This is a genomic window from Mycobacterium sp. 29Ha, assembly GCF_032883055.1.
Classification (GTDB): Bacteria; Actinomycetota; Actinomycetes; order Mycobacteriales; family Mycobacteriaceae; genus Mycobacterium; species Mycobacterium gallinarum.
The window spans coordinates 90332-113859 of record NZ_JAMQTI010000005.1 but is presented as its reverse complement, the minus strand read 5'-3'; the positions used below and the strand labels follow the sequence as shown (position 1 = coordinate 113859).

Here is a 23528-nt window from a genome sequence, read left to right as displayed (position 1 = left end):
GACGATGCTCACGTGACATGGCCGAGCACGTAGTGCCCGCTGTCCGGATGGTGATACCACCCACCCGCCGCGCTGGTCCCGCCGTCTACGTGCAGCGTCTGACCGGTGACGTAAGAACTGAGATCGCTCGCGAGAAACACTGCGGCTCCAGCCATCTCGTCGACATGGCCGGCACGGCCGAGCGGCACCATCAGCTTGGCATTCTCCTCGCCGTTCGGCGCCATTCGGCGAAGACTCTCGGTGAGGGTGAAGTCGGGTGCCAAACCGTTGACCCGAATACCGTGTGATGCGAGCTCGAGCGCAGACGTCTTGGTGAAATTGAGTACCCCCGCCTTCGCTGCCGCATATGCGGCGAAGCCGGGTGCTGCGCGCACGCCTTCGATCGTGCTGACGTTGATGATGCTGCCGCCCAGTTGCGCATCGACCATGGCGCGAGCCACCCGCTGAGTGCACAGCATCACCTGCGTCAGGTTCATGCGGATCAACGAATCCCAGCCGTTGGGGGTCGTCTCGAGGAGACCGGACCAGAAAACGCCACCAGCGTTGTTCACCAGAATTGTCGGCGTGCCGAATTCGCCCACCGTTTCGGCCAGCGCAGCGTCGACCTGCTCAGGATCGCGGACGTCGGCCACGCAGGCCAGTCCGTCCACCTCCGCGGCGGCCTCGGTCGCCTGGGCGGCGTCCTTCTCCCATATCGCCACGCGAGCCCCGAACTCGGCGAACGCTGATGCCACTGCCCTGCCGATGCCCGCTCCACCGCCGGTCACGACGGCAACGTGACCGGCAAGCGACACCGCATCACGGCGTAGAACCATCGGGCCTCCTCGACGACGAATGTCTGCATAGGCACTATACGACTAGACACTGAATGCTCTATTGTTTCATTCGGAGAACCGGGAGAAGTGGATGCTGTTCAACGACAAATACGGTCCCTGGGCGCTGGTCGCGGGCGCATCGGAAGGTCTCGGCGCCGCGCTCGCCAACGGTGCCGGCGAGCGGGGGTGCAACGTCGTGCTGATCGCGCGCACCGAATCGAAGCTGGCCGACGTCGCCGCCCACATCGAGCGAACCTACGGTGTTCAGACGCGCACGCTGTCGGTGGATCTCAGCGGCCCCGATGCGGTTCAGCACGTGATCGAGGGTGTCGACGATCTCGAGATCGGACTCTTCATCTATAACGCCGCCGCCGAGCCTCGTGGGTTGTTCCTCGATACCCCAGACGACGAACTCGTACGCAATGTGTACATGAACTGTACGGTCCCCACGCTGCTCACCAAATCGCTCGCTGCCAAGATGGTCGAACGCCGGCGCGGTGGTATTGCGCTGTGTTCCTCCGGCGGTGCACTCCAGGGCCTACGCATTTTCGCCGCCTATGGAGCCGCCAAGGCCTATGAGTTGCTTCTTGCGGAAGGTCTGTGGGACGAGCTGCGCGGTTCCGGCGTTGACGTCATGGGTTACATCATCGGCACGACCTTGACCCCTGAGTTCCGTCGCAACATGGACGTCACGCCTGACGTCGAATCGAGCTTGCGCGCTGCGGGCGCGCAGAGCCCTGAGGAATGCGCCGCGCGCTTCTACGAAGTGTTCGGCAGTGGCCCAAGGGGATACGCAAGTGACCACATCGAGGCGAGCTTTGCCGCAAACGCCAGTCTGCCGCGTGCTGAAGTAGTAGCCGCTTTGGGCGAGCACATGCAGGCGAACTTCGGCTAGACGCCGAGGCCAAGCGGTCCTGCTGCACGAATTCTATCGATGAACTGACTCAACGGAGGCACACATGAACCGTCTCAAGGGCAAGGTCGCCCTCGTCACTGGAGCGGCCCGCGGCCAGGGGCGCAGCCACGCCGTCCACCTCGCGGACGAGGGCGCCGACATCATCGCCGTCGACATCTGCGCCGACATCGAGTCGAACGAGTACCCGCTTGCCACTCCCGAGGACCTCGACGAGACAGCGAAGCTCATCGAGAAGTCAGGGCAGCGGGTGGTGACGGCTGTGGTCGATGTGCGTGACCGCGCAGGTCTCAAGGGAGCGCTGGATGACGCCGTTGCGCAACTGGGTGGGCTGCACGTCGTCGTGGCGAACGCGGGGATCTGCCCGCAGGGCAACCATATTCCGTATCAGGGCTTCATCGACGCATTCGACGTTGACTTCGTCGGCGTCGTCAACACCATCCACGTCGGCCTCGGCCACCTGACTGCCGGCGGGTCGGTAATTGTGACGGGTTCCATCGCTGGACTCGTCGACCAGAAGGATCTCGCGACTGGCGGAGGGCCGCAAGGCCCTGGCGGGGCGGGCTACGGCATGGCCAAGAGGATGGTCCGCGACTATACGAAGGCGCTGGCCTTGACGATGGCGCCGCACAACATCCGGATCAACGCGGTCCATCCCACGAACGTCAACACGGACATGCTGCACAACCTGCCGATGTATCGCACCTTCCGGCCGGACCTGCCCGAACCTTCGCGAGAAGACGCAGAGTTGGTCTTTCCGGTCCTGCAGGCAATGCCGGTCCCCTACGTAGAGACCGAGGATGTGTCGCACGCGGTGGTGTACCTCGCGTCGGACGAGTCTCGTTACGTTACCGGGCAACAACTGTTCATCGATGCCGGCGCTGGCTTGAAAATGGGCATGTAAGCGTTTCTGCACGCGCATGGATTTTGTGCGAGCAAATAGCAGCGATGTCATCCGCAGTTAGAGGATCGCTGGACCCAGCCACCGCGCAACGAAGCGGCGGAGTGCGACTCCGCCGCGCGTTTGAGGTCTGGGATCGGTGAGGAGAGATTGCACAGTGCGCAAGGTCATTTCGGCCAGCTCGCCAAGTTCGGTGACATCCAAGCCATGAAGCTTCCAATCGACATCAGGGCGGTGAAAGACCGACAGGCAGAATGTATTGGCGTGTCAGCGGTTAGCGAAATGACCTCTTCGTCCTCGGCTCAGCGAGTCAACAGGCTCTCGAGTTGCGGATCCCCGGCGAGATTCTCGATCGCGAACGAAACGCATTCGACGACTTCAGAAACCGGATCCTTGAGTCCGCCGACGTGTTGTGTGACTAGATCGCGCCACCGCTGCAGGTTCGATCGGCGCTCCAGGTCGGACTCGAACCGACACTGGACGGCGACACTGGCCGAGCACGGGCAGCGCGATGAGCTTTCGCCACAGCAGTAACACCGGTCACCGCTAACCAAACCGCGGCGGTGCAAGATCCGAATTGGATACTTGCGGCGGCGTGGAAATTTCCGGCTTGGCTTCGTTCAGGGTGTTTGTGTAAGTGCCGTCGACGTACACGTCGATCCAGGTCGTACCGTCGATCGTTTTGTACGAACACGTCGAGACCCGACCCTTCGGGCCCGAACTGGTTTCGTACCGGCCATTGGCTTCCTTGCACCCAGCCTTGATTTCCGCCTCAGTCTGCTTTTCCTCGGCGCTGGCGCCGACGGCTGATGCGAGCGCAATACAAAGGCCAATGCAAACGGCGCCGACGGCTCGGGCGACGCGCGCGATTCGGCGGGTCGCGGCGTGCTTGTTAGTTGTCATTCTCTACTCCTCGTGGTTAGTTGGCGGCGCGGTCGCGCCGCTTCACGGGAGGAATTCTTCTGAGATCACGGGGACCGTGTAATCGCCGTTGGGCCAGAATTAGCCCCTCGACGGGGAGGATTTCCTGTCCGACCGGTAAGCAACTTCGGCCCGAGGCGATGCGCACCAATGGTGTGCCCCCAGTGAGACTCGAACTCACACTTGGCGGATTTTAAGTCGGCCGAAGCACGTGCGCCGGTATTCGTGGATGTTTCAATTACCTGCTTCTAACAGCAGATACCGTTCACCGCGTTCGTCAGCATTCGCGGCTATCACGCGTGAGATGTGACAGCGTCGTGACACTGACGCAGTCGCCCCGAAAGCCGAACTACCCTGCTCGCCATGGGCGGGGCCCCATGCGTAGCGGGCTATCACCTACGAACTGCCCAGCCGATCCGATCGCTGCATCCCGTCGCGGTCGGTGAATGTCGCACCTTCGCGTGACCGAGAAGCTGCCACTCCTTGGACGTCACCCCTCCTGTCGGTGCGCTGAACTAACCTCCCCCGTAGTCAGACCCGACCGTCATGATGTGTTTGGCGTGGTGAGCGAAAGCGGAAGACAAGGTGATTGACCGGCTCGAACGCAGACCTATTCGTATTGAACTCTCGAATGGCGAGATCCGATATGAAGTTCGAGCTGCGGTTTACATGAACGGTAAGAGGAAACGGTTGAGACGACGCTTCAAGACCACCGTTGAGGCCGAGGCATTCTTGGCCCAAACGTCCGAACCAAATCGCATCAGACGCTACAAGATCCGCGATGAGCAGTATCGGGAGGCGGTGAGGCAGTCCGTTTCCATTGCCGGCGCGCTCAAGCTGCTGGGTGTCGTGCCGGAAGGCGGCAACTACCGTGTCCTCCGCCGAGCCATCGACCGCCTCGGTCTCGATACATCCCACTTCGCCGGGCAGTCCTGGGCGAAAGGCAAGAGGGTCTCGCATCGCCTGCGACCGATCGAGGACTTCCTATCGAACACGTATCCGATTCAGTCTGATCGGTTGCGCCGGCGCCTCATCAACGAAGGCGTTTTCGAGCGTAGGTGCTCCGGCTGCGAGCTCGATAGCTGGATGAGCCAGCCGATTCCTCTGGAGTTGGACCATATAGACGGCAACCATCAGAACAACGCGCTGCAGAACCTTCGACTGCTGTGCCCCAACTGTCATGCGCTCACGCCGAACTTCAGAGGCAAGAACAAGAGCTGTGCCTCCGCACTAGACTCGACCGCCTAGAGGGGACGTAGCCTAATTGGCATCGGCGGGGCGCTTAAAACGCCTGACATTTGTGGGTTCGAGTCCCACCGTCCCCACCGTCTCGGCGGGTCCCGTTTGACCGACGGATGCCGACCGCAGCGTGGTGCTGAACCCGCCGCCATGGCTATTACTCTCATGAACCCCGAGGGTCGGCCGAGGTCGGGTGCCCGCCTATTACCGGGCGGCGGGCGTTCAGTCTCCAAGAACACCCCAAGTAGTTCAGCCCACTCTCGCTATCAACACCCACCACCAACCAAACAGGGAGAGATCAACCATGAACCGCAACATCGTCAAGCTCGCTCTCGTCAGCGCCGCCTTTGGCGCCATGGCCGTTGCCGGTGCCGGCACCGCGCTGGCCGAGGCCCCGCGCGTCGACACCGCACCCGCCTTCTTCCCCTTCGTCGAATTCGAGGACGTCGTCGAGCAGCCGTTCGAGAACTTCGGCGATCGAACCGAGCGCCAGTTCGAGAACTTCGGCAACAACGTAGAACGCCAGTTCGCGGCTTTCGACTGAACGCCGCGCCATGACGCCCGCTGCCCTCGGACAGCGGGCGTTCTCGCGTCAGCCGGGTGTTCGCATGACCAGAGCAATCGGTAGCCGCATTTCGCCAGGGAGATCGCGAGATGAGAACGTTCTCATCCGAGGTGCCTGAGAGCCGGGCCCGATCGGGACCATCTCCGCGCGTTGTCAACTATGTTCGCCTATGTGGAGCCACCCCACACCTACATACGGGAGGCATCCGCTTCGGTGGCACACCACGCGGATTACCTCGACCGGCGCGACGACCACGCGCTCTGCGGAGCGGCGATCGTGGTTGCGACGACCCTGACGCAAGCGGACGCGGTCTGTCCGGAATGCGAAGAGAAGCTGATTCAGTACCACCTCGCATGGTGGCGGGAGAGGGCACTGGCGGCCACGGCCGAGGTCGAGGCACTGCGCGCCAAGTACGGCGAGCCTGCGCAACCCACGTCCCAGGTCGACGCAACGACCGCCGAGCCGGAGGAAACAGAGCCGACGACCCTGCTCGACCATGCGCGACGAGAACTCACGAAACTCTGCCGGGAGTTCGACGACGCCGTCCCCTACTTCCGCCTGAAGAACGCGATGCAAGCGTTCAGCGACGGGTTGGAAAGCGACCAGCGGGTTCTGCTGGCGCAAGAGATCGGCGGCGACGGCACGCTAATTCGTTGGTCGACAACGGAAGTCGAAGCCCTCGGTTGGCATGTCAGCAACAGCCCTGTCCGAGGAGAATCCGAAGCGACGTGGGACGCCTGGATTCAGGACTCTTACCAGGCACCGAAACCGACGAAGCGGCGGTTCGGCCGCTCTCGCTGAGCGCCGGGCGACGGAAACCGTTAAAGGCCGGGACGGGGCCGTCAAGAATCCGTTAAGGCCGGTATTGACCTCCTGAGCTGGGGCGATCCTTCTATGGGCCGCCGAAATACGGCGACCCGTAAACATCTCGGAGTGTCATGTCCGTCCTGGTGTACATCGCGTTGACGGTGGCGGTCTTCGCCGTCTTCGGCCTGATTCAGAAGTGGGTCGAGGGTCTGTGATCGAAAACGTCATCGGGCTCGTGCTGGCGGTTCTCATCGCGGTGTTCCTCTTCGCCGCCCTGCTCTTCCCCGAGAGGTTCTGAGTGAGCACCACCACCGCGGGGATCCTGTTCCTCATCTCGCTCATCGTCGGCCTCGCGGTCGTCCACGTGCTGCTGGGCGACTACATGTACCGGGTCTACTCCTCGGAACGGCACCTGCGCGGTGAGTGCGTCATCTACCGATTAATCGGCGCCGACCCCAAGGCGGAACAGACCTGGGGTTCCTACGCCCGCAGTGTGCTCGCGTTCTCGGCGATCAGCTTGCTGTTCCTGTTCATTTTCCAGTTGGTGCAGGGCAAGCTGCCCTTGCATCTCAACGACCCGGGCACCGAAATGACCCCCGCGCTGGCGTGGAACACCGCGGTCAGCTTTGTCACCAACACCAACTGGCAGGCCTATTCGGGGGAGTCGACCCAGGGCCACCTGGTGCAGATGGCCGGTCTGGCCGTGCAGAACTTCGTCTCGGCGGCGGTGGGTATGGCGGTGGCGATGGCGTTCGTGCGCGCACTGGCCCGCCGCAACACGTCAGAACTCGGCAACTTCTGGGTCGACCTCATCCGCGGAGTCATTCGAATCCTGTTGCCGCTCTCCGTCATCGGCGCCATCGTGCTGATCGTCGGTGGAGTCGTCCAGAACTTCGACCTGCATACGCAGATTGCCTCGACGCTGGCCGGTGGTCAGCAGACCATTCCCGGAGGCCCGGTCGCCAGCCAGGAGGTCATCAAGGAGCTAGGCACCAACGGAGGCGGGTTCTTCAACGTCAACTCCGCGCATCCGTACGAAAACCCCACCGCATGGACGAACTGGATAGAGATCTTCCTGCTGTCCTGCATCGCGTTCTCACTGCCGCGGACCTTTGGACGCATGGTCGACAGCCGTAAACAGGGCTACGCGATCGTGGCCGCCATGTCGGTCATCGCACTGATCAGCGTGACGCTGATGATGACCTTCCAGGTGCAAGCGCACGGCACGGTCCCGACCGCCGTGGGCTCGGCGATGGAAGGTGTCGAACAACGGTTTGGCGTCCCCGATTCGGCGGTGTTCGCCAGCATGACGACGTTGACGTCCACCGGCGCCGTCGACTCGTTCCACGACTCCTACACCAGCCTCGGCGGCATGATGGCGCTGTTCAACATGCAGCTCGGCGAGGTCGCACCCGGCGGCGTGGGCTCGGGCCTGTACGGCATGCTCGTGCTGGCGATCATCACGGTGTTCGTCGCGGGCCTGATGGTCGGCCGCACGCCGGAATACCTCGGCAAGAAGATCACACCGCGTGAGATCAAGCTCGCAGCAACGTATTTCCTCATCACACCGCTGATCGTGCTGACCGGCACGGCGGTGGCGATGGCGATGCCCGGTCAAAGGGCAGGCATGCTCAACACCGGACCGCACGGCCTCTCGGAAGTGCTGTACGCCTTCACCTCCGCCGCCAACAACAACGGGTCGGCGTTCGCCGGGATCTCGGTCAACACCGAGTGGTACAACACCGCACTCGGGCTGGCCATGCTGTTCGGCCGGTTCCTGCCGATCATCTTCGTGCTGGCGCTCGCCGGTTCACTGGCAAAACAGGGCAAGACACCCGAGTCCGTCGGCACGCTGCCGACCTACCGGCCGCAGTTCGTCGGCATGGTCGCCGGCGTCACGGTGATCCTGGTCACCCTGACCTTCCTTCCCATGCTCGCGCTGGGACCCCTCGCCGAAGGAATCCACTGACATGTCCGCACCCACCATCGACACTGTGCCCGCACAGCCGAAACAGCACGCGCCCAGGCGAGTTCAGGGCGGGCTGCTCGACCCGAAGATGCTGTGGAAGTCGATGCCCGACGCGCTGCGCAAGCTCGACCCCCGCACCCTGTGGCGCAATCCCGTCATGTTCATCGTCGAGATCGGCGCCGTCTGGAGCACAGTGCTCGCCGTCATGGAACCGTCCTGGTTCGCGTGGCTGATCGTGGTCTGGCTCTGGCTCACCGTGATCTTCGCCAACCTCGCCGAAGCCGTCGCCGAAGGACGCGGTAAGGCGCAGGCCGAGTCACTGCGTAAGACCAAGACGGCGACGATGGCTCGGCGCCTCGTCGGCTGGGCACCGGGAACACCCGGCCGTGAAGAAGCGGTCGCCGCGCCGCTGTTGCAGCAGGGCGACATCGTGGTGGTCGAGGCGGGCCAGCCGATCCCGGGCGACGGCGATGTCGTGGAAGGCATTGCCTCGGTGGACGAATCGGCGATCACGGGTGAATCCGCACCCGTCATTCGCGAATCGGGCGGTGACCGCTCGGCCGTCACGGGCGGCACCACCGTGCTGTCGGACCGCATCGTCGTGAAGATCACCCAGAAGCAGGGAGAGAGCTTCATCGACCGCATGATCGCGCTCGTGGAGGGCGCCAACCGGCAGAAGACGCCCAACGAGATCGCGCTCAACATCCTGCTGGCCTCGCTGACGATCATCTTCGTGTTCGCCGTCGCGACGCTGCAACCGCTGGCGATCTACTCGAAGGCCAACAATCCGGGAGTCGCGGACTCGTTGGCGCTCAACGGCTACGGTGTCAGCGGCATCGTGATGGTGGCTCTGCTGGTATGCCTCATCCCGACCACGATCGGCGCACTGTTGTCGGCGATCGGCATCGCGGGAATGGACCGCCTGGTGCAACGCAACGTGCTCGCCATGTCGGGCCGCGCGGTGGAGGCCGCCGGCGACGTCAACACCCTGCTGCTCGACAAGACCGGAACCATCACGCTGGGCAACCGGCAGGCCGCGGCCTTCGTGCCGCTGAACGGTGTATCCGGCGAAACCCTCGCCGACGCTGCGCAGCTGTCCAGCCTGGCCGACGAGACGCCGGAGGGCCGCTCGATCGTCGTGTTCGCCAAACGGGAGTACGGTCTGCGGGCCCGCACCGCCGGGGAACTCGATACGGCCCACTGGATCGAATTCAGCGCCACCACAAGGATGTCCGGCGTCGACTTGAAGGACCACAAGCTGCGCAAGGGCGCGGCGAGCACCGTGGCCGAGTGGGTGCGCTCCGAAGGCGGCATCGTGCCGACCCAGCTCGGTGACATCGTCGACGGGATCTCCGCCGCCGGCGGCACGCCGCTGGTCGTCGGACAAGTGCAGGATGGTAGGGCCGAGGTACTCGGTGTCATCCATCTCAAGGACGTCGTCAAGCAGGGCATGCGGGAACGCTTCGACGAGATGCGCCGCATGGGCATCCGCACCGTGATGATCACTGGCGACAACCCGTTGACCGCCAAGGCGATTGCCGACGAGGCCGGCGTCGACGACTTCCTCGCCGAGGCCACGCCGGAAGACAAAATGGCGTTGATCAAGAAGGAGCAGGCCGGCGGCAAGCTCGTCGCGATGACCGGTGACGGCACCAACGACGCACCCGCACTTGCGCAGGCCGACGTCGGCGTCGCGATGAACACCGGAACGTCGGCGGCCAAAGAGGCCGGAAACATGGTCGACCTGGACTCCGATCCCACCAAGCTCATCGAGATCGTCGAGATCGGCAAGCAGTTGCTCATCACCCGCGGTGCGCTGACGACGTTCTCGATCTCCAACGACATCGCCAAGTACTTCGCGATCATCCCCGCGCTGTTCGTGGCGCTGTTCCCGGGCCTGGACCTGTTGAACATCATGCGGCTGCACAGCCCGCAATCGGCGATCCTGTCGGCGGTGATCTTCAACGCCTTGGTCATCATCGCGCTGATTCCGCTGTCGCTGCGCGGAGTACGGTACACGCCGGCCAGTGCGTCAAAGCTGTTGAGCCGCAACCTCTACATCTACGGCCTCGGCGGCATCATCGCCCCTTTCATCGGCATCAAGCTGATCGACCTCGTCGTCCAACTTTTCCCAGGAATGTGACATGAATCTTTCCAATCTCGTTCGTCAGCACTGGGCTGCGTTGCGCGCGCTGCTGGTGCTCACCGTCATCCTCGGCATCGCCTACCCGGTGTTCATCTGGCTCGTGGCGCAGCTCCCGGGCCTGAACGACAAAGCCAACGGATCGCTCATCGAGGAGGATGGAAAACTGTTGGGCAGCAGCCTCATCGGCCAATCGTTCACCGACGCCGACGGCAACGCGCTACCGCAGTACTTTCAGAGCCGACCGTCCGCGGCCGGTGACGGCTACGACCCGATGGCCACCAGCGCGAGCAACCTCGGGCCGGAAAGCATTGTCGATACACCCGTCGGCGGTGCCGACAATCCAACCGAAGCCAAGCCGAGCCTGCTCACCTTGGTCTGCGAACGCAGCGCCACCGTCGGTAAGACCGAAGGTGTGGACGGCACACGGCCGTTCTGCACCGGCGGCGGGGTCGGGGCCGTGCTGTCGGTCATCGGCCCGCGCGATGCGCAGGGCAATGTCGTGCAGCCGACCCGGGTGGTCAGCGTCAACGAGCCGTGTGCCACCACGCAGACGCCGTTCCTCGACACTTACGAAGGTGTGCGCGTCGAGTGTGCGACGCCCGGCGAGGATCACAGCATCGGCCACCTCGTGCCGATCCGCGGCAGCGCGCCGGCCGATCCCGTGGTGCCCGCCGACGCGGTCACCGCAAGCGGAAGCGGCCTGGACCCACACATCTCGATCCCGTACGCCGACCTTCAGGTCAGCCGGGTCGCCACGGCGCGCGGTGTCAGTCCAGAGCAGGTTCGCGAGGTGCTGGCCGCGCACACGGACGGCAGGTTCCTGGGGTTCGTCGGCGAGCCGACGGTCAATGTGCTGCAGCTCAACCTGGACCTCGACCAGAAGTATCCGGCAAAAAGCTGACGTGACCGGTGGATGATGGGGTGGTGACCGACCGGCCGGGCTCCCAGAAAAAGCGTGGCGAGCTGCGCATTTATCTGGGGGCCGCGCCCGGTGTCGGGAAGACGTACGCCATGCTCGGTGAGGCGCACCGACGGCTGGAGCGCGGCACCGACGGGGTCGCCGGGGTGGTGGAGACGCATGGCCGCAAGAAGACCGCCGACCTGATCGAGGGCATCGAGACCGTCGCGCCGAAGCTCATCGACTACCGCGGCAGGCAGTTCGCCGAACTCGACGTCGAGGCGGTGCTGCGGCGCGCACCGCAGGTCGTCCTCGTCGACGAGCTGGCGCACACCAACACCCCGGGCAGTAAGAACGCCAAGCGGTGGCAGGACGTCGAGGAGCTGCTCGAGGCCGGCATCACCGTCATCTCCACCGTCAACGTTCAGCACCTCGAGAGCCTCAACGACGTCGTCACCCAGATCACCGGTATCGAGCAACAGGAGAAGGTGCCCGACGAGATCGTGCGCGCAGCCGACCAGATCGAGCTCGTCGACATCACACCGGAAGCCCTGCGGCGCAGGCTCGCTCACGGCAACGTGTACGCACCCGAACGGGTGGACGCGGCGCTGTCCAACTATTTCCGAAGAGGCAACCTGACAGCGCTGCGCGAACTCGCCCTGCTCTGGCTGGCCGACCAGGTCGACGCCGCGCTGGAGAAGTATCGGCAAGAGAACCAGATCACCGCGACCTGGGAGGCCCGCGAACGCGTCGTCGTCGCAGTCACCGGGGGTGCGGAGTCGGAAACGCTGGTGCGCAGGGCATCTCGCATCGCCTCGAAGTCCAGCGCCGAGCTGATGATCGTGCATGTCGCGCGCGGCGACGGACTGTCGGGTGTCTCGGCACCCCAGATGGGCACCGTGCGGGAGCTGGCCGCCAGCCTCGGTGCGACCCTGCATACCGTCGTCGGTAACGACGTGCCGAGTGCGCTGCTGGATTTCGCCCGTGACGAGAACGCGACACAGCTGGTCCTCGGCACGTCGAGGCGGTCCCGCTGGGCCCGGATGTTCGACGAGGGCATCGGCGCGAGCGTGGTGCAGCAGTCGGGCCCCATCGATGTCCATATGGTGACCCACCCCGAAGCACGTAAAGAGTCGTTGTGGTCACGGATCTCACCGCGTCAGCGTCACCTCACGTCGTGGCTCGCAGCTGCCGTGGTCCCGTCCGCGGTCTGCGCGCTCCTGGTCTTCCTGCTCGACCCGTTTCTGGGCGTGGGCGGCGAGAGTGCGCTGTTTTTCATCGGCGTTCTCGTCGTAGCCCTCCTCGGCGGCGTCGCCCCCGCAGCGCTGTCAGCCGTGCTGTCCGGCGTGCTGCTCAACTTTTTCCTGATCGAACCCCGTCACACATTCACGATCGCTGAACCCGACAACGCGATCACCATAGTGGTCCTGTTGTTCGTCGCCGTTGCTGTTGCTGCACTGGTCGACAATGCCGCCAAACGCGCGCGTGAGGCTCGCCGAGCGTCCCAGGACGCCGAACTGCTGGCGTTGTTCTCGGGGTCGGTGCTGCGCGGCGCCGATCTCGAGGCGCTGCTGGAGCGAGTCCGCGAGACGTATTCGCAACGAGCCGTGAGCTTGCTGCGCGCCAACGCGGGAATCGTCGCGTGTGTCGGCGACAATCCGTGCGTCGATGTCGATTCGGCAGACACCGCAATCGAAGTCGGCGACGACGAATTCTGGATGTTGATGGCCGGACGCAAGCTGGCCGCCCGCGATCGCCGGGTGCTCACCGCCGTGGCGGTGCAAGCGGCGGGGCTGGTACGGCAGCGCGAACTCAGTGCGGAAGCGGGCAAGGCCGAAGCCATCGCCAGGGCCGACGAACTGCGGCGCTCACTGTTGTCCGCCGTCAGTCACGACCTGCGCACTCCCCTGGCCGCGGCCAAGGCGGCCGTTTCGAGTCTGCGCAGCGACGACGTCGACTTCTCCGCCGAGGACACCGCCGAACTGCTGGCAACCATCGAGGAGTCGATCGATCAGCTGACCGCGCTGGTCGGCAACCTGCTGGACTCGTCGCGGCTGGCCGCCGGTGTGCTGAAGCCCGAACTGGGCCCGGTGTATCTAGAAGAAACCGTGCAGCGGGCGATTCTTGGAATCCGCAGGGGAAACACGGGTTTCCGGCGTCGTGGCCTGGACCGGGTCAAGGTCGACATCGCCAGCAGCGGAGCGGGTGCGGTGGCGATCGCCGACGCCGGCCTGCTGGAGCGGGTGCTGGCCAACTTGATCGACAACGCGCTGCGATACGCGCCGGACAGCCCGGTGCGGGTGACCGCAGGGCAGGTCGGCAACCGAGTGCTCATCGCCGTCGTCGACGAAGGCCCCGGCATCCCACGTGGTGCCGAGGAGCAGCTGTTCGCCCCGTTCCAGCGCCTCGGTGACCACGACACCAGCATCGGTGTCGGCCTTGGCCTTTCGGTCGCCCGCGGCTTCGTCGAGGCCATGGGTGGCACGATCTCGGCAACCGACACCCCCGGCGGCGGGCTCACGGTCGAAATCGACTTGGCGGCGGCATGACGACGAAAACCCGGGTGCTGGTCATCGACGATGAACCGCAGATCCTGCGGGCACTACGAATCAACCTGTCGGTGCGCGGATACGAGGTGTTCACCGCCGCCAGCGGCACGGAGGCACTGAAACAGGCCGCCGATCACAAACCCGACGTCATCGTGCTGGACCTCGGACTGCCCGACATGTCGGGCATCGACGTGCTCGGCGGGCTGCGCGGATGGCTGACCGCACCGGTGATCGTGCTGTCAGCCAGGACCGACTCATCGGACAAGGTCGAGGCGCTGGACGCAGGCGCCGACGACTATGTCACCAAACCCTTTGGCATGGACGAGTTCCTGGCCCGGCTTCGAGCGGCAGTGCGGCGAGCCGCGGCATCCTCGGAAGTCGACGAACCCGTGATCGAGACGTCGTCGTTCACGGTCGACCTGGCCGCCAAGAAGGTGACCAAGAACAACACCGAGGTGCACCTCACCCCGACCGAGTGGGGCATGCTCGAGATGCTGGTGCGCAATCGCGGCAAACTCGTCGGCCGAGAAGAACTGCTCAAAGAGGTGTGGGGTCCGGCCTACGCGAAGGAAACCCATTATCTGCGTGTGTATCTGGCGGCGCTACGGCGCAAGCTTGAAGACGATCCGTCGCATCCCGTGCACCTGCTGACCGAAGCCGGGATGGGCTACCGCTTCCAGCAATGACTACGCAGCTGACAGGCGTGGCCGCAGGCGCTCGACGTCGATGTCGGCGCCGCGCGCAAGATCATCGATCAGGGTTCGCGCGTGTATTGCGAGCGCATCGACGTCGACGCCGTACAGGGCAGGGCGGACTACCTCGTCGAGGCGGTCCGCGGCCCGACTCAAGACACCCGCGGCACCGGCTGTGTTGCCACGCTGTATGTGCGTGATGCCCACGGCGAGCTGCGCCAGCCCCTGCCACATCCCGCGCTCGTCGTCGGGTCCGTTCTTCCATGCCGCCTCGAGCACCTCGTGGGCGTGAAACGCCAGCCCCTGATCCAGCAGTTCTTGGGCGTAGGTCAACGAATCGGCCGGGGAAAGATCCAGATCGTCGGGTATCCGCGCGACGCCCCGGCTGCCGTGCGGTAACGGACGGCCGAGCGCGTCACGGGGTCGGCTGTTGCGGGCATTGCCGAACTCGTCGCGGTCGCGGTCCACCACACCCATCCTGACAGGTTCGGGATCAGTCGGGTTGCGTGCGGCGCTCGGCAAGAGCGGCCAACCGCCACGTGCATTCGCGGTTGCGGGGAAAGGCCGCCGCCAACGCCAGCCGACGCGGAATCAGGTTGAGGGGGCCACCGACCGGCACCTCGGCCATCTCGATGCGGCATCCGTCGGAGGTGTCGTGGAGGCGCAGCGTGATCCGCGCCATTCCGAACGGCCGGGTGCGGGCCAGCAGCACGAGTTCCTCCATCGGCGTGCAGGATTCGACCTCGGTTTCGTCGTTGATGGCCACCGGCCATACCCCGATGGTGTGGTGGATCTTGCTGCCGACCGCCGGCCAGTTCGGCTCGACAGCGCGCATCCGGCTGTTGCCGACCACCCATTGCGAGTAGGTCCAGCCGTCGGCGATCACGTCCCACACCTGCTGGCGGGTGGCGGTGGTGTCACGTTTGACAGTCAACGAGCTGTCGACTGCGGCGGGTCCGGTCATGACCACGCGCTTACCCGGTCGCGACGGCCTCAAACGCCCGCGGTCTCCTCCGCCAGGGCGATCAGCTTCCTGCGGACCAGGTCGGGACGCTCGTCGACGATGAAGTGGGTGGCATCAACGGTCTCCAGCGTGTAATCGTCGGCATTTGCGGTCTCCGGCGACACCATGGACGAGGTGACCGCACGGTCGCGCGTTCCAAACAGCACACGGATCGGCACCGTCGCCCGCCGGGTCTCGGGATTCCTTGCACTGCGCGGTATTTCACGGGTCAGGAACGTGCGGTAGGTGTCTCTGCCCGCCCGCGCGCACACCGGGTCGCGGAATCGATCGGCGAACAGTTGCTTCGTCTCGGGATCCATCTCGGACCCGATGGCGAGGATCACCTTCTCCACGTAATTCGTGCGTTGTTGAACGAAGATGCCGAAGGTCGCCAGCGGTATCTGGTAATCGAATCGCCAGATGTGCGGCAGCACCGTCTTCGGCGATTGCCAGGGATGGGCCATATTCATCGCGAGATATCCATCGAAGCGCTCGGGTTCCCGCAAAATCATGCGGTAACCGACATAGGCCCCCCAGTCGTGGGCGACCAGCAGGACGCGGGGCAAACCCAGCGCGTCGAGCAGGGCAAGCACGTCGGTGGCGACGTCCTCCTTGGCCCACCGATGCGGCGGCGGACCGGACCAGCCGTATCCGGGCAGGTCGGGCGCGATGATTCGCAGCCCGGGCGGCGGATCGGCCAGCAGGTCGCGCCATTCGTAGTGGTGCTGCGGCCATCCGTGCAAACAGACGACGGGACGGCCGTCCGCCGGGCCGGCCTCGGTGACGTGAAAGCGCACCCCGTTTGCATCGACGAACGACCGGCGCACACCTTCGATCCTCGGCGGTTCGGCAGTCATGAATCCGACTCTAGAGAACCCGTCGCGCGCTACGGTGCGGGATATGGCCGGGTATCGCGAACTCTTCGACGCCAGCATCTCTGATCCTGCGACCTTCTGGGCGGACGCTGCCAGAGCCGTCACCTGGACCCGCGAGCCGCAGCAGATCCTCGACGACTCCAATCCGCCGTTCTACCGGTGGTTTCCCGATGCCGAGATGAATACATGCGCCAATGCGTTGGACCGTCACGTCGAGGGCGGCCGCGCCGACCAGCCGGCGCTGATCTACGACTCCCCGGTGACAGGGTCGAAGCGCACCTACACCTACGGCGAGCTCCTCGACGAGACGGCGCGATTCGCCGGTGCGCTGCGTGCACTCGGGGTGGGTAAGGGCGACCGCGTGGTGATCTACATGCCGATGATCCCCGAAGCGGTGATCGCGATGCTGGCGTGCGCTCGCCTTGGCGCGGTGCACTCGGTGGTGTTCGGCGGGTTCGCGCCCCATGAGCTGGCCACCCGCATCGACGATGCGCGACCGACCGTCGTCGTATCCGCATCCTGCGGCATCGAACCGACCCGGACAGTCGAGTACAAACCCATGCTCGACGCCGCACTGGAGATGTCTGAGCACCCACCCCGCAACTGCGTGATCGTGCAGCGCGACGGTCACCGTTGCGAGCTGACACTTGACCGCGACATCGACTGGCAGGACCTTACCGGCGCAGATCCCGTCGATCCGGTGCCGGTCGCCGCCACCGATCCGCTGTATGTGCTGTACACGTCCGGTACGACCGGCAAGCCCAAGGGCATCGTCCGTGACAACGGCGGACACGCGGTGGCCCTGTTGTGGAGCATGCGCAATATCTACGACATCGCGCCGGGGGAGGTCTTCTGGGCGGCTTCCGACGTCGGCTGGGTGGTCGGTCACTCCTACATCGTGTACGGACCGCTCATGCTCGGTGCGACGACCGTGCTCTACGAGGGCAAGCCGATCGGCACGCCCGACCCGGGCGCGTTCTGGCGGGTCGCGTCGGAACACGGTGTCAAGGCGCTGTTTTCGGCGCCGACCGCGCTGCGGGCCATCCGCAAAGAGGATCCCGACGGCGCACACATCGACCACTACGACCTGTCCGGCATGAAATATCTGTTCCAGGCGGGCGAACGTCTCGATCCTGATACGTATGCGTGGGCATCGGAGAAGCTAGGTGTGCCCGTCGTCGATCACTGGTGGCAGACCGAAACAGGGTGGGCGATCGCCGCCAACCCGATGGGCCTGGAATCCATGCCGATCAAGCCGGGCTCGCCAACAGTGCCGATGCCGGGCTACGACGTGCGCATCCTTCACGTCGACGGCTCCCCTTGCGACCCCGGCGAGGAGGGTGCGATCTGCATCAGATTGCCGCTGCCGCCGGGCACCCTTCCAACACTGTGGGGCGATGACGACCGCTACGAAGCGTCCTATCTCTGTGAGCACCCCGGCTACTACCTCACCGGCGACGGCGGCTACCTCGACGAGGATGGCTATCTGTTTGTGATGGGGCGCATCGACGATGTGATCAACGTTGCCGGACACCGCTTGTCGACGGGTTCGATCGAAGCCGTGCTGGCGACGCATCCCGCCGTGGCCGAATGCGCCGTGATCGGCGTCGCCGACGAGATCAAGGGGCAGGTGCCGCGGGGGTTTGTCGTTCTGACCTCGGGTGCGTCCGGGGAGGGCCTGGCCGACGAACTCGTCAAGTTGGTGCGCGACGAGATCGGAGCGGTGGCGTGCTTCAAGCAGGTCGATACCGTCTCCGCGCTGCCCAAGACCCGGTCGGGCAAGATCCTGCGTAAGACCATGCGCGGTATCGCTCATGGCAAAGATGAACCGGTGCCGTCGACCATCGAGGATCCGACGGTGCTCGACGCACTGAAACCCGTTCTGCGGGACTAGGACTTATTGCGCAGGCGTGTAAGACGCGTAATTCACACGTTCGCTAGCGGCGGCCCGCCAGACGCCGCTTGAACACCTCGTCGAACTGGCGGTACGTGCTGCGCAATTCGTGGCCGGGCCAGTCCTCGGCCTCCAGCTCGGCGGGCAGCAGCGGGTCGAGTTGTAGATGCCGGACGACGGTGATGGACAGCGCGAACTGATAGATGAAGTCGTCGGCATCGACCGCTTCGACGTCGAGCTCGTCGCGCATCGCCACCGTCAGCCTTCGCGCATCGGCCGTCCAATCATCAAGACTGAAAAGGGATCTCACGGTCTCGGCCGCAATATCGGTGGCAGCACCGTGAAAGTGCACACATTGGCGGTCGAGCACGGCGCGCAGCGTCGGCAACCGCTTTGGGTCCAGGTTGTCCGGGCGGATCCAGACTCCTTCGCGCAACTCGGCGAGGTGCAGCCCTGTCGCGGATTTGCGCAGTGCGAGACGATCAGCCGCCGAACGGCGGTCCAGCGAGACCACCGCCAACTCCCAGGTGCCGTCCCACGGTAACGCGGTGTCGTCGTAGCGGGCCGCCTCGTCCACCCGTTGCCGACGCTCGAGCAACGGCCCGGCCAGCGCATAGATCCCGTCGTCACCGGTGAGCTCACCGTTGGACACCATGCGCCACAAGCAGGTGCGCGTAGCGCCGTCACTGATGCCGAACAGCGAAGCGATCCCGACGAGTTCGCCCACCGTCAGGCGCGGTTCGTCGGCCCCAAGGAGCGCTGTCGCCAGCACGGACCGGGCGCTCAGGGTGCGGTCGCCGATCAGGTCGGCGACTCGAGCGCGAGAGGCTGTCGGCACCTAGGACTCCAGCCAGGGCTCACGCCAACTGGGGTATCCGGCAACGAGTTTGGACACCGATGGCGGACCCCACGATCCGACCACGTAGGTCTGCAGTTCAGGGGGCGACTCGATCAGCGGCTGGACGATGCGCCAGGTCTCCTCGACACCGTCCTCACGCGCGAATTGGGCGGAGTCGCCGCGCATGGCATCGAACAGCAGCCGCTCGTAGGGTTCGGGCGCCTCACCGAGCTCCTTGGCGAATGTCAGCGACAGATCGACGCATCGGGTGGTGTTCGCACCGGGTTCTTTGGCCTGGATGATCAGGTCGGTACCCGGGTTCGGATCGATCCGCAGCACCAGTTGGTTGGGGTCGGGCCGCTCCGGCATGACTGCGAGCTTGGGCGGACGCTTGAAGAACACCCGAATCTCGGTGGCCCGCACCGGAAGTGCCTTGCCGGCGCGAATGAAGAACGGCACCCCGGCCCATCGCCAGTTGTCGATCTCGAGCTTCAACGCGGCGAATGTTTCCGTTTGGGAGTCCGGCCGCACCCCCTTGATGGACCGATATCCGTCGTACTGGCCGCGGATGTAGTGCGCCGGATCAATCGACGGGATCGCACGAAAAACCTCCGCCCGCTTGTCGCGAAGCCCGTCGGCACCCGCACAACTCGGCGGTTCGGAGGCGAATAGTCCGATGAGCTGAAGCAGGTGGTTCTGCACCACGTCACGCAGCGCGCCGACCGGATCGTAGAAGCTGCCCCGATCCTCCACGCCGAAGTTCTCGGCCATGGTGATTTGCACGCATTGGATGCGGTCGCGATTCCACAGCGGTTCGAACACCGAATTGGCGAAGCGCAGAAACATGATGTCCATCGCCGGTTCCTTGCCGAGGAAGTGATCGATGCGGAAGATCTGCCACTCCTCGAGCACGCTGCGCAGTTGTGCGTTCAGGGCACGGGCCGATTCCAGGTCATGGCCGAACGGTTTCTCCACCACCACGCGCGCTCGATCGGTGAGGTTGGCGTGCGCCAGGCCTTCGACGACCATCCCGAACAACGACGGCGGGATCTCGAGATAAAACACCGGTGTGTGCTTGCCCTCGACCGCCCGGGCCACCTTCTCATAGGTGTTCGCATCGGCGAAGTCGCCCGACACCATCGAAAGGCGTTGCGCGAAACGGGCGAACACCTCCTCGTCGATCGTCTCGCCCGCGGTCTCGATCGAACTGCGCGCATGGTCGCGCAGCGTCGCCTCGGACCATTCGTCAAGCGCGACACCGACGATCGGGCAGTCCAACAACTTGCGCCGTTCGAGCCGGTAAAGCGACCGGAAGGTCATCTTTCTGGCGAGGTCTCCGGTGATGCCGAAGATCACCAGTACGTCCGCTGGGGTGGTCGCCGGTGACGTCATGATGTCTAGTTCTTCTTCTCGGCGTGACCGCCGAATTCGCTGCGCATGGCCGACAACAGCTTGTCGGTGAACTCGCCGAGGTCCCGCGAGGAGAACCGTTCGAACAGCGACGTGGTGATCACCGGGGCGGGGACCCCCTCGTCGACCGCGGCCAGCACCGTCCAGCGCCCCTCGCCGGAATCCGAGACCCGACCGGTGAAGTCGTCGAGTTCGGGTGAACGCGCGAGCGCATCGGCGGTGAGATCGACCAGCCACGAACCGACCACCGACCCGCGGCGCCAGACTTCGGCGACCTCACCGACGTCGATCGAGTACTGGTAGGCCCACGGATCGCGCAGTGGGGTGGTTTCCGCGTCGACCGTGCGGTCGATCTTGCCAGCATCGGCGTGCTTGATGATGCTCAGCCCCTCGGCGATGGCGGCCATCATCCCGTACTCCACCCCGTTGTGCACCATCTTCACGAAATGCCCTGCGCCGCTTGGCCCGCAATGCAGATAGCCGTCTTGCGCGGTGCCGTCGGTGCGGGTGCGGCTGGGAGTCGGCTCGGCACAGCCCTCCCCCGGCGCGATGGTCTTGAAGATCGGATCGAGCCGCGACACCACTTCCTTCTCGCCGCCGATCATCAGGCTGTAGCCACGTTCGAGACCCCACACCCCGCCGCTGGTTCCGCAGTCGACGTAGTGGATGTTCTTGGTCAGCAGGCTCTTGGCGCGGGTGATGTCGTCTCGGTAGTAGGAGTTGCCGCCGTCGATCACCGCGTCGCCGGGTTCCAGGAGATCCACCAACTGTTCCAGGGTGGAGTCCACCACCGCGGCGGGCAGCATCAGCCACACCGCGCGCGGCGTCTCGAGCTTCTGTACGAAATCGCTCAGCGAGTCCGCACCCGTGGCGCCCTCGCCGGCCAACTCGGTCACCGCATCGGCGTTCATGTCGTAGACCACGCACCGGTGCCCGTCGCGCATGAGCCGTCGTACCAAATTGGCACCCATCCGGCCGAGCCCGACCATTCCCAGTTGCATTGGCGAATCCGTTGCCATGTCTCTCCTAGTAATCGTGGTCTCCCACGATGTTAACGCTATCTCACGATTTGATTGACACGTAGCACTATCAATGTGATACTCCCGTGGTATGGCCACTCCGACACGGGCGTCGGTCGCCGACGATGTCACCGTCGTCCGCCGCATCCTGGCGCACATCGACGCGGGCACGACCGACGAAGGTGACGCCTGGCGTGAACCCGTCGAAAATTATGTGAACCCAACCCGATTCGTCGAAGAACTCGAGGTGCTGCGCTCCTACCCGAGCGTCTATCTGCCGTCGGCGGCGCTTCCCAACCCCGGCGATCACGTCGAGCGGGTCAGCTTCGGCGTACCGCTGTTCGCGGTGCGCGGCCGCGACGGCACCGCGCGGGTGTTCCGCAACTCGTGCCGGCACCGAGGCATGGCGCTCGTCGAAGGGCCGGGCTGTGCGCAGGCACTGGTGTGCCGCTATCACGGCTGGACCTACCGTCTCGACGGCGCGCTGTCGCACGTGCCCCACGCCGATGCCTTTCCCGGCCTAAACGTGTCCGCCCGCGGACTGGTCGAGGTCGAGAGCCGAGAGGTCGACGGGTTGATCGTGATCGGCCCGCTGGGGACACCGCACCCCCAGGCGGACGCCGCGATGGCGGCGTTGGCCGACGGCAGCCCGTGGCGGGATAAGTTGGTGCACTCGACGCGGCTCGTCGCGGTGCGGCCGGCGTTGCGCGCGATGAACTGGAAGGTCCTCGTCGAGCAGTTCCTCGAGGGCTACCACATTCGCACCACCCACAAGAACACCTTCTACCCCATCCAGTACGACGACCTCAACGTCGTCGAATCGTTCGGGCCGAACACCCGAGTCACATTCCCCTACAGGAACATCGAACGCCTGCGTGACCGTCCCGAGTCGACGTGGGAGGTCGGGCACCGCGTGACGTACGTATACCACCTGTTCCCGAATGTCATGGTGGCGACGTTCCCGAGCCAGGTGCTGGTGATCACGATCGACCCGATCGACATCGACCACACCACGGTCACGATCTACGCCATGGTTACTCCGGACGTGATACGGCGCGCGGCAGCCGATCCCGAGACCTCCCAGGACGCGCGAAACCTGCTGAACGAAGGCGGCATCGAGGACAACGACATGTCGGAAGGCGTACAACTGGGCCTGCACGCCGGGGCCAACACCTTCGTCGAGTTCGGCACCCACGAAAGCGCGATCGGCCTCTTCCACGCCACGCTCGACGACCGGTTGGCGAGAATTCGATGACCACCTACGAGCACCTGCTCTACGAACAACGCGGACCGGTCACCGTCATCACCATCAACCGGCCCGAGCGGATGAATGCCATTGGCCCCCAGACTCATCGCGAGCTCATCGACGCGTGGGAGCGCTTCCGCACCGATGACGACGCCCTCGTCGGCGTCCTCACCGGCGCTGGCGACACCGCGTTCTGCGCGGGCGGCGACCTCAAGGCCGCACAGGCCGGTGAGCTGCCGATCGACGCGAGCCCCGACGACGGGGTCCTCGGCCCGTCACGCTGGACCCACGTCTACAAGCCGACGATCGCCGCGGTCAACGGCGTCGCCTATGCCGGCGGTCTGGAGTGGGCGTGCTGGACGGACCTCGCGATCGCCGACGAGCACGCCACCTTCGGCGTCACCTGCCGCCGCTGGAACATCGGGCTGGCCGACGGCGGCACCCAGCGCCTCACTCGCATCCTGGGCTACCGCCGCGCGATCGACCTCATCATCACCGGCCGCGTCGTCGAAGCCGTCGAGGCCGAACGCATCGGCCTCGTCAACCGGGTGGTGCCGAGCGGCACCTGCTTGCAGCACGCTCTCGAACTCGCCGAGACGATTGCGGCGCTCCCCCAACCCGCGCTGCGCACCGACCTCGAGGCCGCGCGCACCGGACAGGGCCGTCCGTTGGACGACGGCTTGCGCATCGAAGCGGAATGCTTCGGCCGGTCCATCTACGCCGCGGAAACCGTCGAGGGGTTGCGACGGTTCAACGACCGCGACCATCCCGACCTCGCGCCGTCGACATCCAGCTGACAGCGGCGACTTCGGTCACTTATTTGGCCGG

General features: G+C 64.9%; 22 protein-coding genes, 1 tRNA gene and 1 pseudogene. 15 read left to right on the top strand and 9 right to left on the bottom strand.

Annotated features, from left to right (window positions below):
- Window positions 1-8: 8 nt before the first annotated feature.
- Window positions 9-815 (bottom strand): SDR family NAD(P)-dependent oxidoreductase, encoded by an 807-nt coding sequence (locus M1248_RS08350; RefSeq protein WP_317148058.1) that lies wholly within the window; start codon window positions 813-815, stop codon window positions 9-11.
- A 91-nt stretch (window positions 816-906) separates the two neighbouring features.
- Between M1248_RS08350 and M1248_RS08345 the strand changes: the two genes are divergently transcribed.
- Together M1248_RS08345 and M1248_RS08340 are read left to right on the top strand one after the other, a co-directional pair.
- Complete coding sequence (locus M1248_RS08345) at window positions 907-1710, top strand: SDR family NAD(P)-dependent oxidoreductase (protein WP_163730520.1); 804 nt, start codon at window positions 907-909, stop codon at window positions 1708-1710.
- A gap of 64 nt (window positions 1711-1774) precedes the next feature.
- Window positions 1775-2632, top strand: coding sequence for a mycofactocin-coupled SDR family oxidoreductase (locus M1248_RS08340; RefSeq protein ID WP_163730521.1), 858 nt, complete (start codon window positions 1775-1777; stop codon window positions 2630-2632).
- A 57-nt stretch (window positions 2633-2689) separates the two neighbouring features.
- Here M1248_RS08340 and M1248_RS08335 read toward each other — a convergent pair.
- Together M1248_RS08335 and M1248_RS08330 are read right to left on the bottom strand one after the other, a co-directional pair.
- A pseudogene (locus tag M1248_RS08335) lies at window positions 2690-3054 on the bottom strand (TetR family transcriptional regulator); the annotation flags it as partial.
- A 121-nt stretch (window positions 3055-3175) separates the two neighbouring features.
- Window positions 3176-3532, bottom strand: a complete 357-nt coding sequence (locus M1248_RS08330; protein ID WP_317148057.1) for a hypothetical protein — start codon at window positions 3530-3532, stop codon at window positions 3176-3178.
- Between the two features lie 603 nt (window positions 3533-4135).
- Between M1248_RS08330 and M1248_RS08325 the strand changes: the two genes are divergently transcribed.
- The 10 genes from M1248_RS08325 to M1248_RS08280 all read left to right on the top strand — a co-directional run bounded on the left by M1248_RS08325 (window position 4136) and on the right by M1248_RS08280 (window position 14409).
- Window positions 4136-4798, top strand: a complete 663-nt coding sequence (locus M1248_RS08325; RefSeq protein WP_317148056.1) for an HNH endonuclease signature motif containing protein — start codon at window positions 4136-4138, stop codon at window positions 4796-4798.
- Between the two features lies 1 nt (window position 4799).
- Window positions 4800-4875 (top strand) — tRNA-Leu (locus tag M1248_RS08320).
- Window positions 4876-5093: 218 nt separating this feature from the next.
- Window positions 5094-5333, top strand: coding sequence for a hypothetical protein (locus M1248_RS08315; RefSeq protein WP_317148055.1), 240 nt, complete (start codon window positions 5094-5096; stop codon window positions 5331-5333).
- Window positions 5334-5525: 192 nt separating this feature from the next.
- Complete coding sequence (locus tag M1248_RS08310) at window positions 5526-6155, top strand: hypothetical protein (protein WP_317148054.1); 630 nt, start codon at window positions 5526-5528, stop codon at window positions 6153-6155.
- Between the two features lie 202 nt (window positions 6156-6357).
- Entirely contained in the window at window positions 6358-6459 is a 102-nt protein-coding gene (gene kdpF / locus M1248_RS08305; RefSeq protein ID WP_232076172.1) for a K(+)-transporting ATPase subunit F, read from the top strand.
- Window positions 6460-8130: a potassium-transporting ATPase subunit KdpA gene (gene kdpA / locus M1248_RS08300; RefSeq protein WP_317148053.1), complete on the top strand. Its 1671-nt coding sequence runs from the start codon at window positions 6460-6462 to the stop codon at window positions 8128-8130.
- Between the two features lies 1 nt (window position 8131).
- Entirely contained in the window at window positions 8132-10273 is a 2142-nt protein-coding gene (gene kdpB / locus M1248_RS08295; RefSeq protein ID WP_317148052.1) for a potassium-transporting ATPase subunit KdpB, read from the top strand.
- Window position 10274: 1 nt separating this feature from the next.
- Complete coding sequence (locus M1248_RS08290) at window positions 10275-11177, top strand: potassium-transporting ATPase subunit C (protein ID WP_317148051.1); 903 nt, start codon at window positions 10275-10277, stop codon at window positions 11175-11177.
- A gap of 8 nt (window positions 11178-11185) precedes the next feature.
- Window positions 11186-13723 carry a sensor histidine kinase KdpD gene (locus tag M1248_RS08285; protein WP_317148050.1) on the top strand — a complete coding sequence of 846 codons (2538 nt, stop codon included), beginning with the start codon at window positions 11186-11188 and terminating at the stop codon, window positions 13721-13723.
- A complete protein-coding gene (locus tag M1248_RS08280; protein ID WP_163730530.1) occupies window positions 13720-14409 on the top strand; it encodes a response regulator in 690 nt (229 codons plus the stop codon). Before M1248_RS08285 ends, M1248_RS08280 begins: the two co-directional genes overlap by 4 nt.
- Here M1248_RS08280 and M1248_RS08275 read toward each other — a convergent pair whose 3' ends face one another.
- From M1248_RS08275 to M1248_RS08265, 3 genes are read right to left on the bottom strand one after another with little or no spacing between them, the layout of a single operon-like run.
- The gene (locus M1248_RS08275) at window positions 14410-14886 is read right to left on the bottom strand and encodes a DUF309 domain-containing protein (protein ID WP_163737673.1); all 477 of its coding nucleotides are present in this window, start codon (window positions 14884-14886) and stop codon (window positions 14410-14412) included. It abuts the gene before it with no gap.
- A gap of 22 nt (window positions 14887-14908) precedes the next feature.
- Window positions 14909-15379: an SRPBCC family protein gene (locus M1248_RS08270; protein WP_174262094.1), complete on the bottom strand. Its 471-nt coding sequence runs from the start codon at window positions 15377-15379 to the stop codon at window positions 14909-14911.
- Between the two features lie 29 nt (window positions 15380-15408).
- A complete protein-coding gene (locus M1248_RS08265) occupies window positions 15409-16275 on the bottom strand; it encodes an alpha/beta hydrolase (RefSeq protein WP_317148049.1) in 867 nt (288 codons plus the stop codon).
- Between M1248_RS08265 and M1248_RS08260 the strand changes: the two genes are divergently transcribed.
- Window positions 16274-18187: a propionyl-CoA synthetase gene (locus M1248_RS08260; protein ID WP_163730533.1), complete on the top strand. Its 1914-nt coding sequence runs from the start codon at window positions 16274-16276 to the stop codon at window positions 18185-18187. The two genes, M1248_RS08265 and M1248_RS08260, sit on opposite strands and share 2 nt — an antisense overlap.
- Window positions 18188-18230: 43 nt before the next feature.
- Here M1248_RS08260 and M1248_RS08255 read toward each other — a convergent pair whose 3' ends face one another.
- Genes M1248_RS08255 through gnd form a run of 3 tightly spaced genes read right to left on the bottom strand, consistent with a single transcriptional unit; the run spans window position 18231 to window position 21436 of the window.
- Window positions 18231-19025 carry a PaaX family transcriptional regulator C-terminal domain-containing protein gene (locus M1248_RS08255; RefSeq protein WP_317148048.1) on the bottom strand — a complete coding sequence of 265 codons (795 nt, stop codon included), beginning with the start codon at window positions 19023-19025 and terminating at the stop codon, window positions 18231-18233.
- Window positions 19026-20417, bottom strand: coding sequence for a glucose-6-phosphate dehydrogenase (zwf, locus tag M1248_RS08250; RefSeq protein WP_317148047.1), 1392 nt, complete (start codon window positions 20415-20417; stop codon window positions 19026-19028). It lies immediately after the preceding gene.
- 5 nt (window positions 20418-20422) lie between these two features.
- Entirely contained in the window at window positions 20423-21436 is a 1014-nt protein-coding gene (gene gnd / locus M1248_RS08245) for a phosphogluconate dehydrogenase (NAD(+)-dependent, decarboxylating) (RefSeq protein WP_317148154.1), read from the bottom strand.
- A gap of 109 nt (window positions 21437-21545) precedes the next feature.
- Here gnd and M1248_RS08240 point away from each other — a divergent pair, with 109 nt between their 5' ends.
- The gene (locus M1248_RS08240; protein ID WP_317148046.1) at window positions 21546-22709 is read left to right on the top strand and encodes an aromatic ring-hydroxylating oxygenase subunit alpha; all 1164 of its coding nucleotides are present in this window, start codon (window positions 21546-21548) and stop codon (window positions 22707-22709) included.
- Window positions 22706-23497 (top strand): enoyl-CoA hydratase-related protein, encoded by a 792-nt coding sequence (locus M1248_RS08235; RefSeq protein WP_317148045.1) that lies wholly within the window; start codon window positions 22706-22708, stop codon window positions 23495-23497. Before M1248_RS08240 ends, M1248_RS08235 begins: the two co-directional genes overlap by 4 nt.
- Window positions 23498-23528: the final 31 nt, after the last annotated feature.

Coding starts and splice junctions, on each gene's coding strand:
- M1248_RS08350 (WP_317148058.1), bottom strand. CDS start 815: ATGGTTCTACGCCGTGATGCGGTGTCGCTTGCCGGTCACGTTGCCGTC.
- M1248_RS08345 (WP_163730520.1), top strand. CDS start 907: ATGCTGTTCAACGACAAATACGGTCCCTGGGCGCTGGTCGCGGGCGCA.
- M1248_RS08340 (WP_163730521.1), top strand. CDS start 1,775: ATGAACCGTCTCAAGGGCAAGGTCGCCCTCGTCACTGGAGCGGCCCGC.
- M1248_RS08330 (WP_317148057.1), bottom strand. CDS start 3,532: ATGACAACTAACAAGCACGCCGCGACCCGCCGAATCGCGCGCGTCGCC.
- M1248_RS08315 (WP_317148055.1), top strand. CDS start 5,094: ATGAACCGCAACATCGTCAAGCTCGCTCTCGTCAGCGCCGCCTTTGGC.
- kdpB (WP_317148052.1), top strand. CDS start 8,132: ATGTCCGCACCCACCATCGACACTGTGCCCGCACAGCCGAAACAGCAC.
- M1248_RS08290 (WP_317148051.1), top strand. CDS start 10,275: ATGAATCTTTCCAATCTCGTTCGTCAGCACTGGGCTGCGTTGCGCGCG.
- M1248_RS08280 (WP_163730530.1), top strand. CDS start 13,720: ATGACGACGAAAACCCGGGTGCTGGTCATCGACGATGAACCGCAGATC.
- M1248_RS08270 (WP_174262094.1), bottom strand. CDS start 15,379: ATGACCGGACCCGCCGCAGTCGACAGCTCGTTGACTGTCAAACGTGAC.
- M1248_RS08260 (WP_163730533.1), top strand. CDS start 16,274: ATGAATCCGACTCTAGAGAACCCGTCGCGCGCTACGGTGCGGGATATG.
- M1248_RS08265 (WP_317148049.1), bottom strand. CDS start 16,275: ATGACTGCCGAACCGCCGAGGATCGAAGGTGTGCGCCGGTCGTTCGTC.
- zwf (WP_317148047.1), bottom strand. CDS start 20,417: ATGACGTCACCGGCGACCACCCCAGCGGACGTACTGGTGATCTTCGGC.
- gnd (WP_317148154.1), bottom strand. CDS start 21,436: ATGCAACTGGGAATGGTCGGGCTCGGCCGGATGGGTGCCAATTTGGTA.
- M1248_RS08240 (WP_317148046.1), top strand. CDS start 21,546: ATGGCCACTCCGACACGGGCGTCGGTCGCCGACGATGTCACCGTCGTC.
- M1248_RS08235 (WP_317148045.1), top strand. CDS start 22,706: ATGACCACCTACGAGCACCTGCTCTACGAACAACGCGGACCGGTCACC.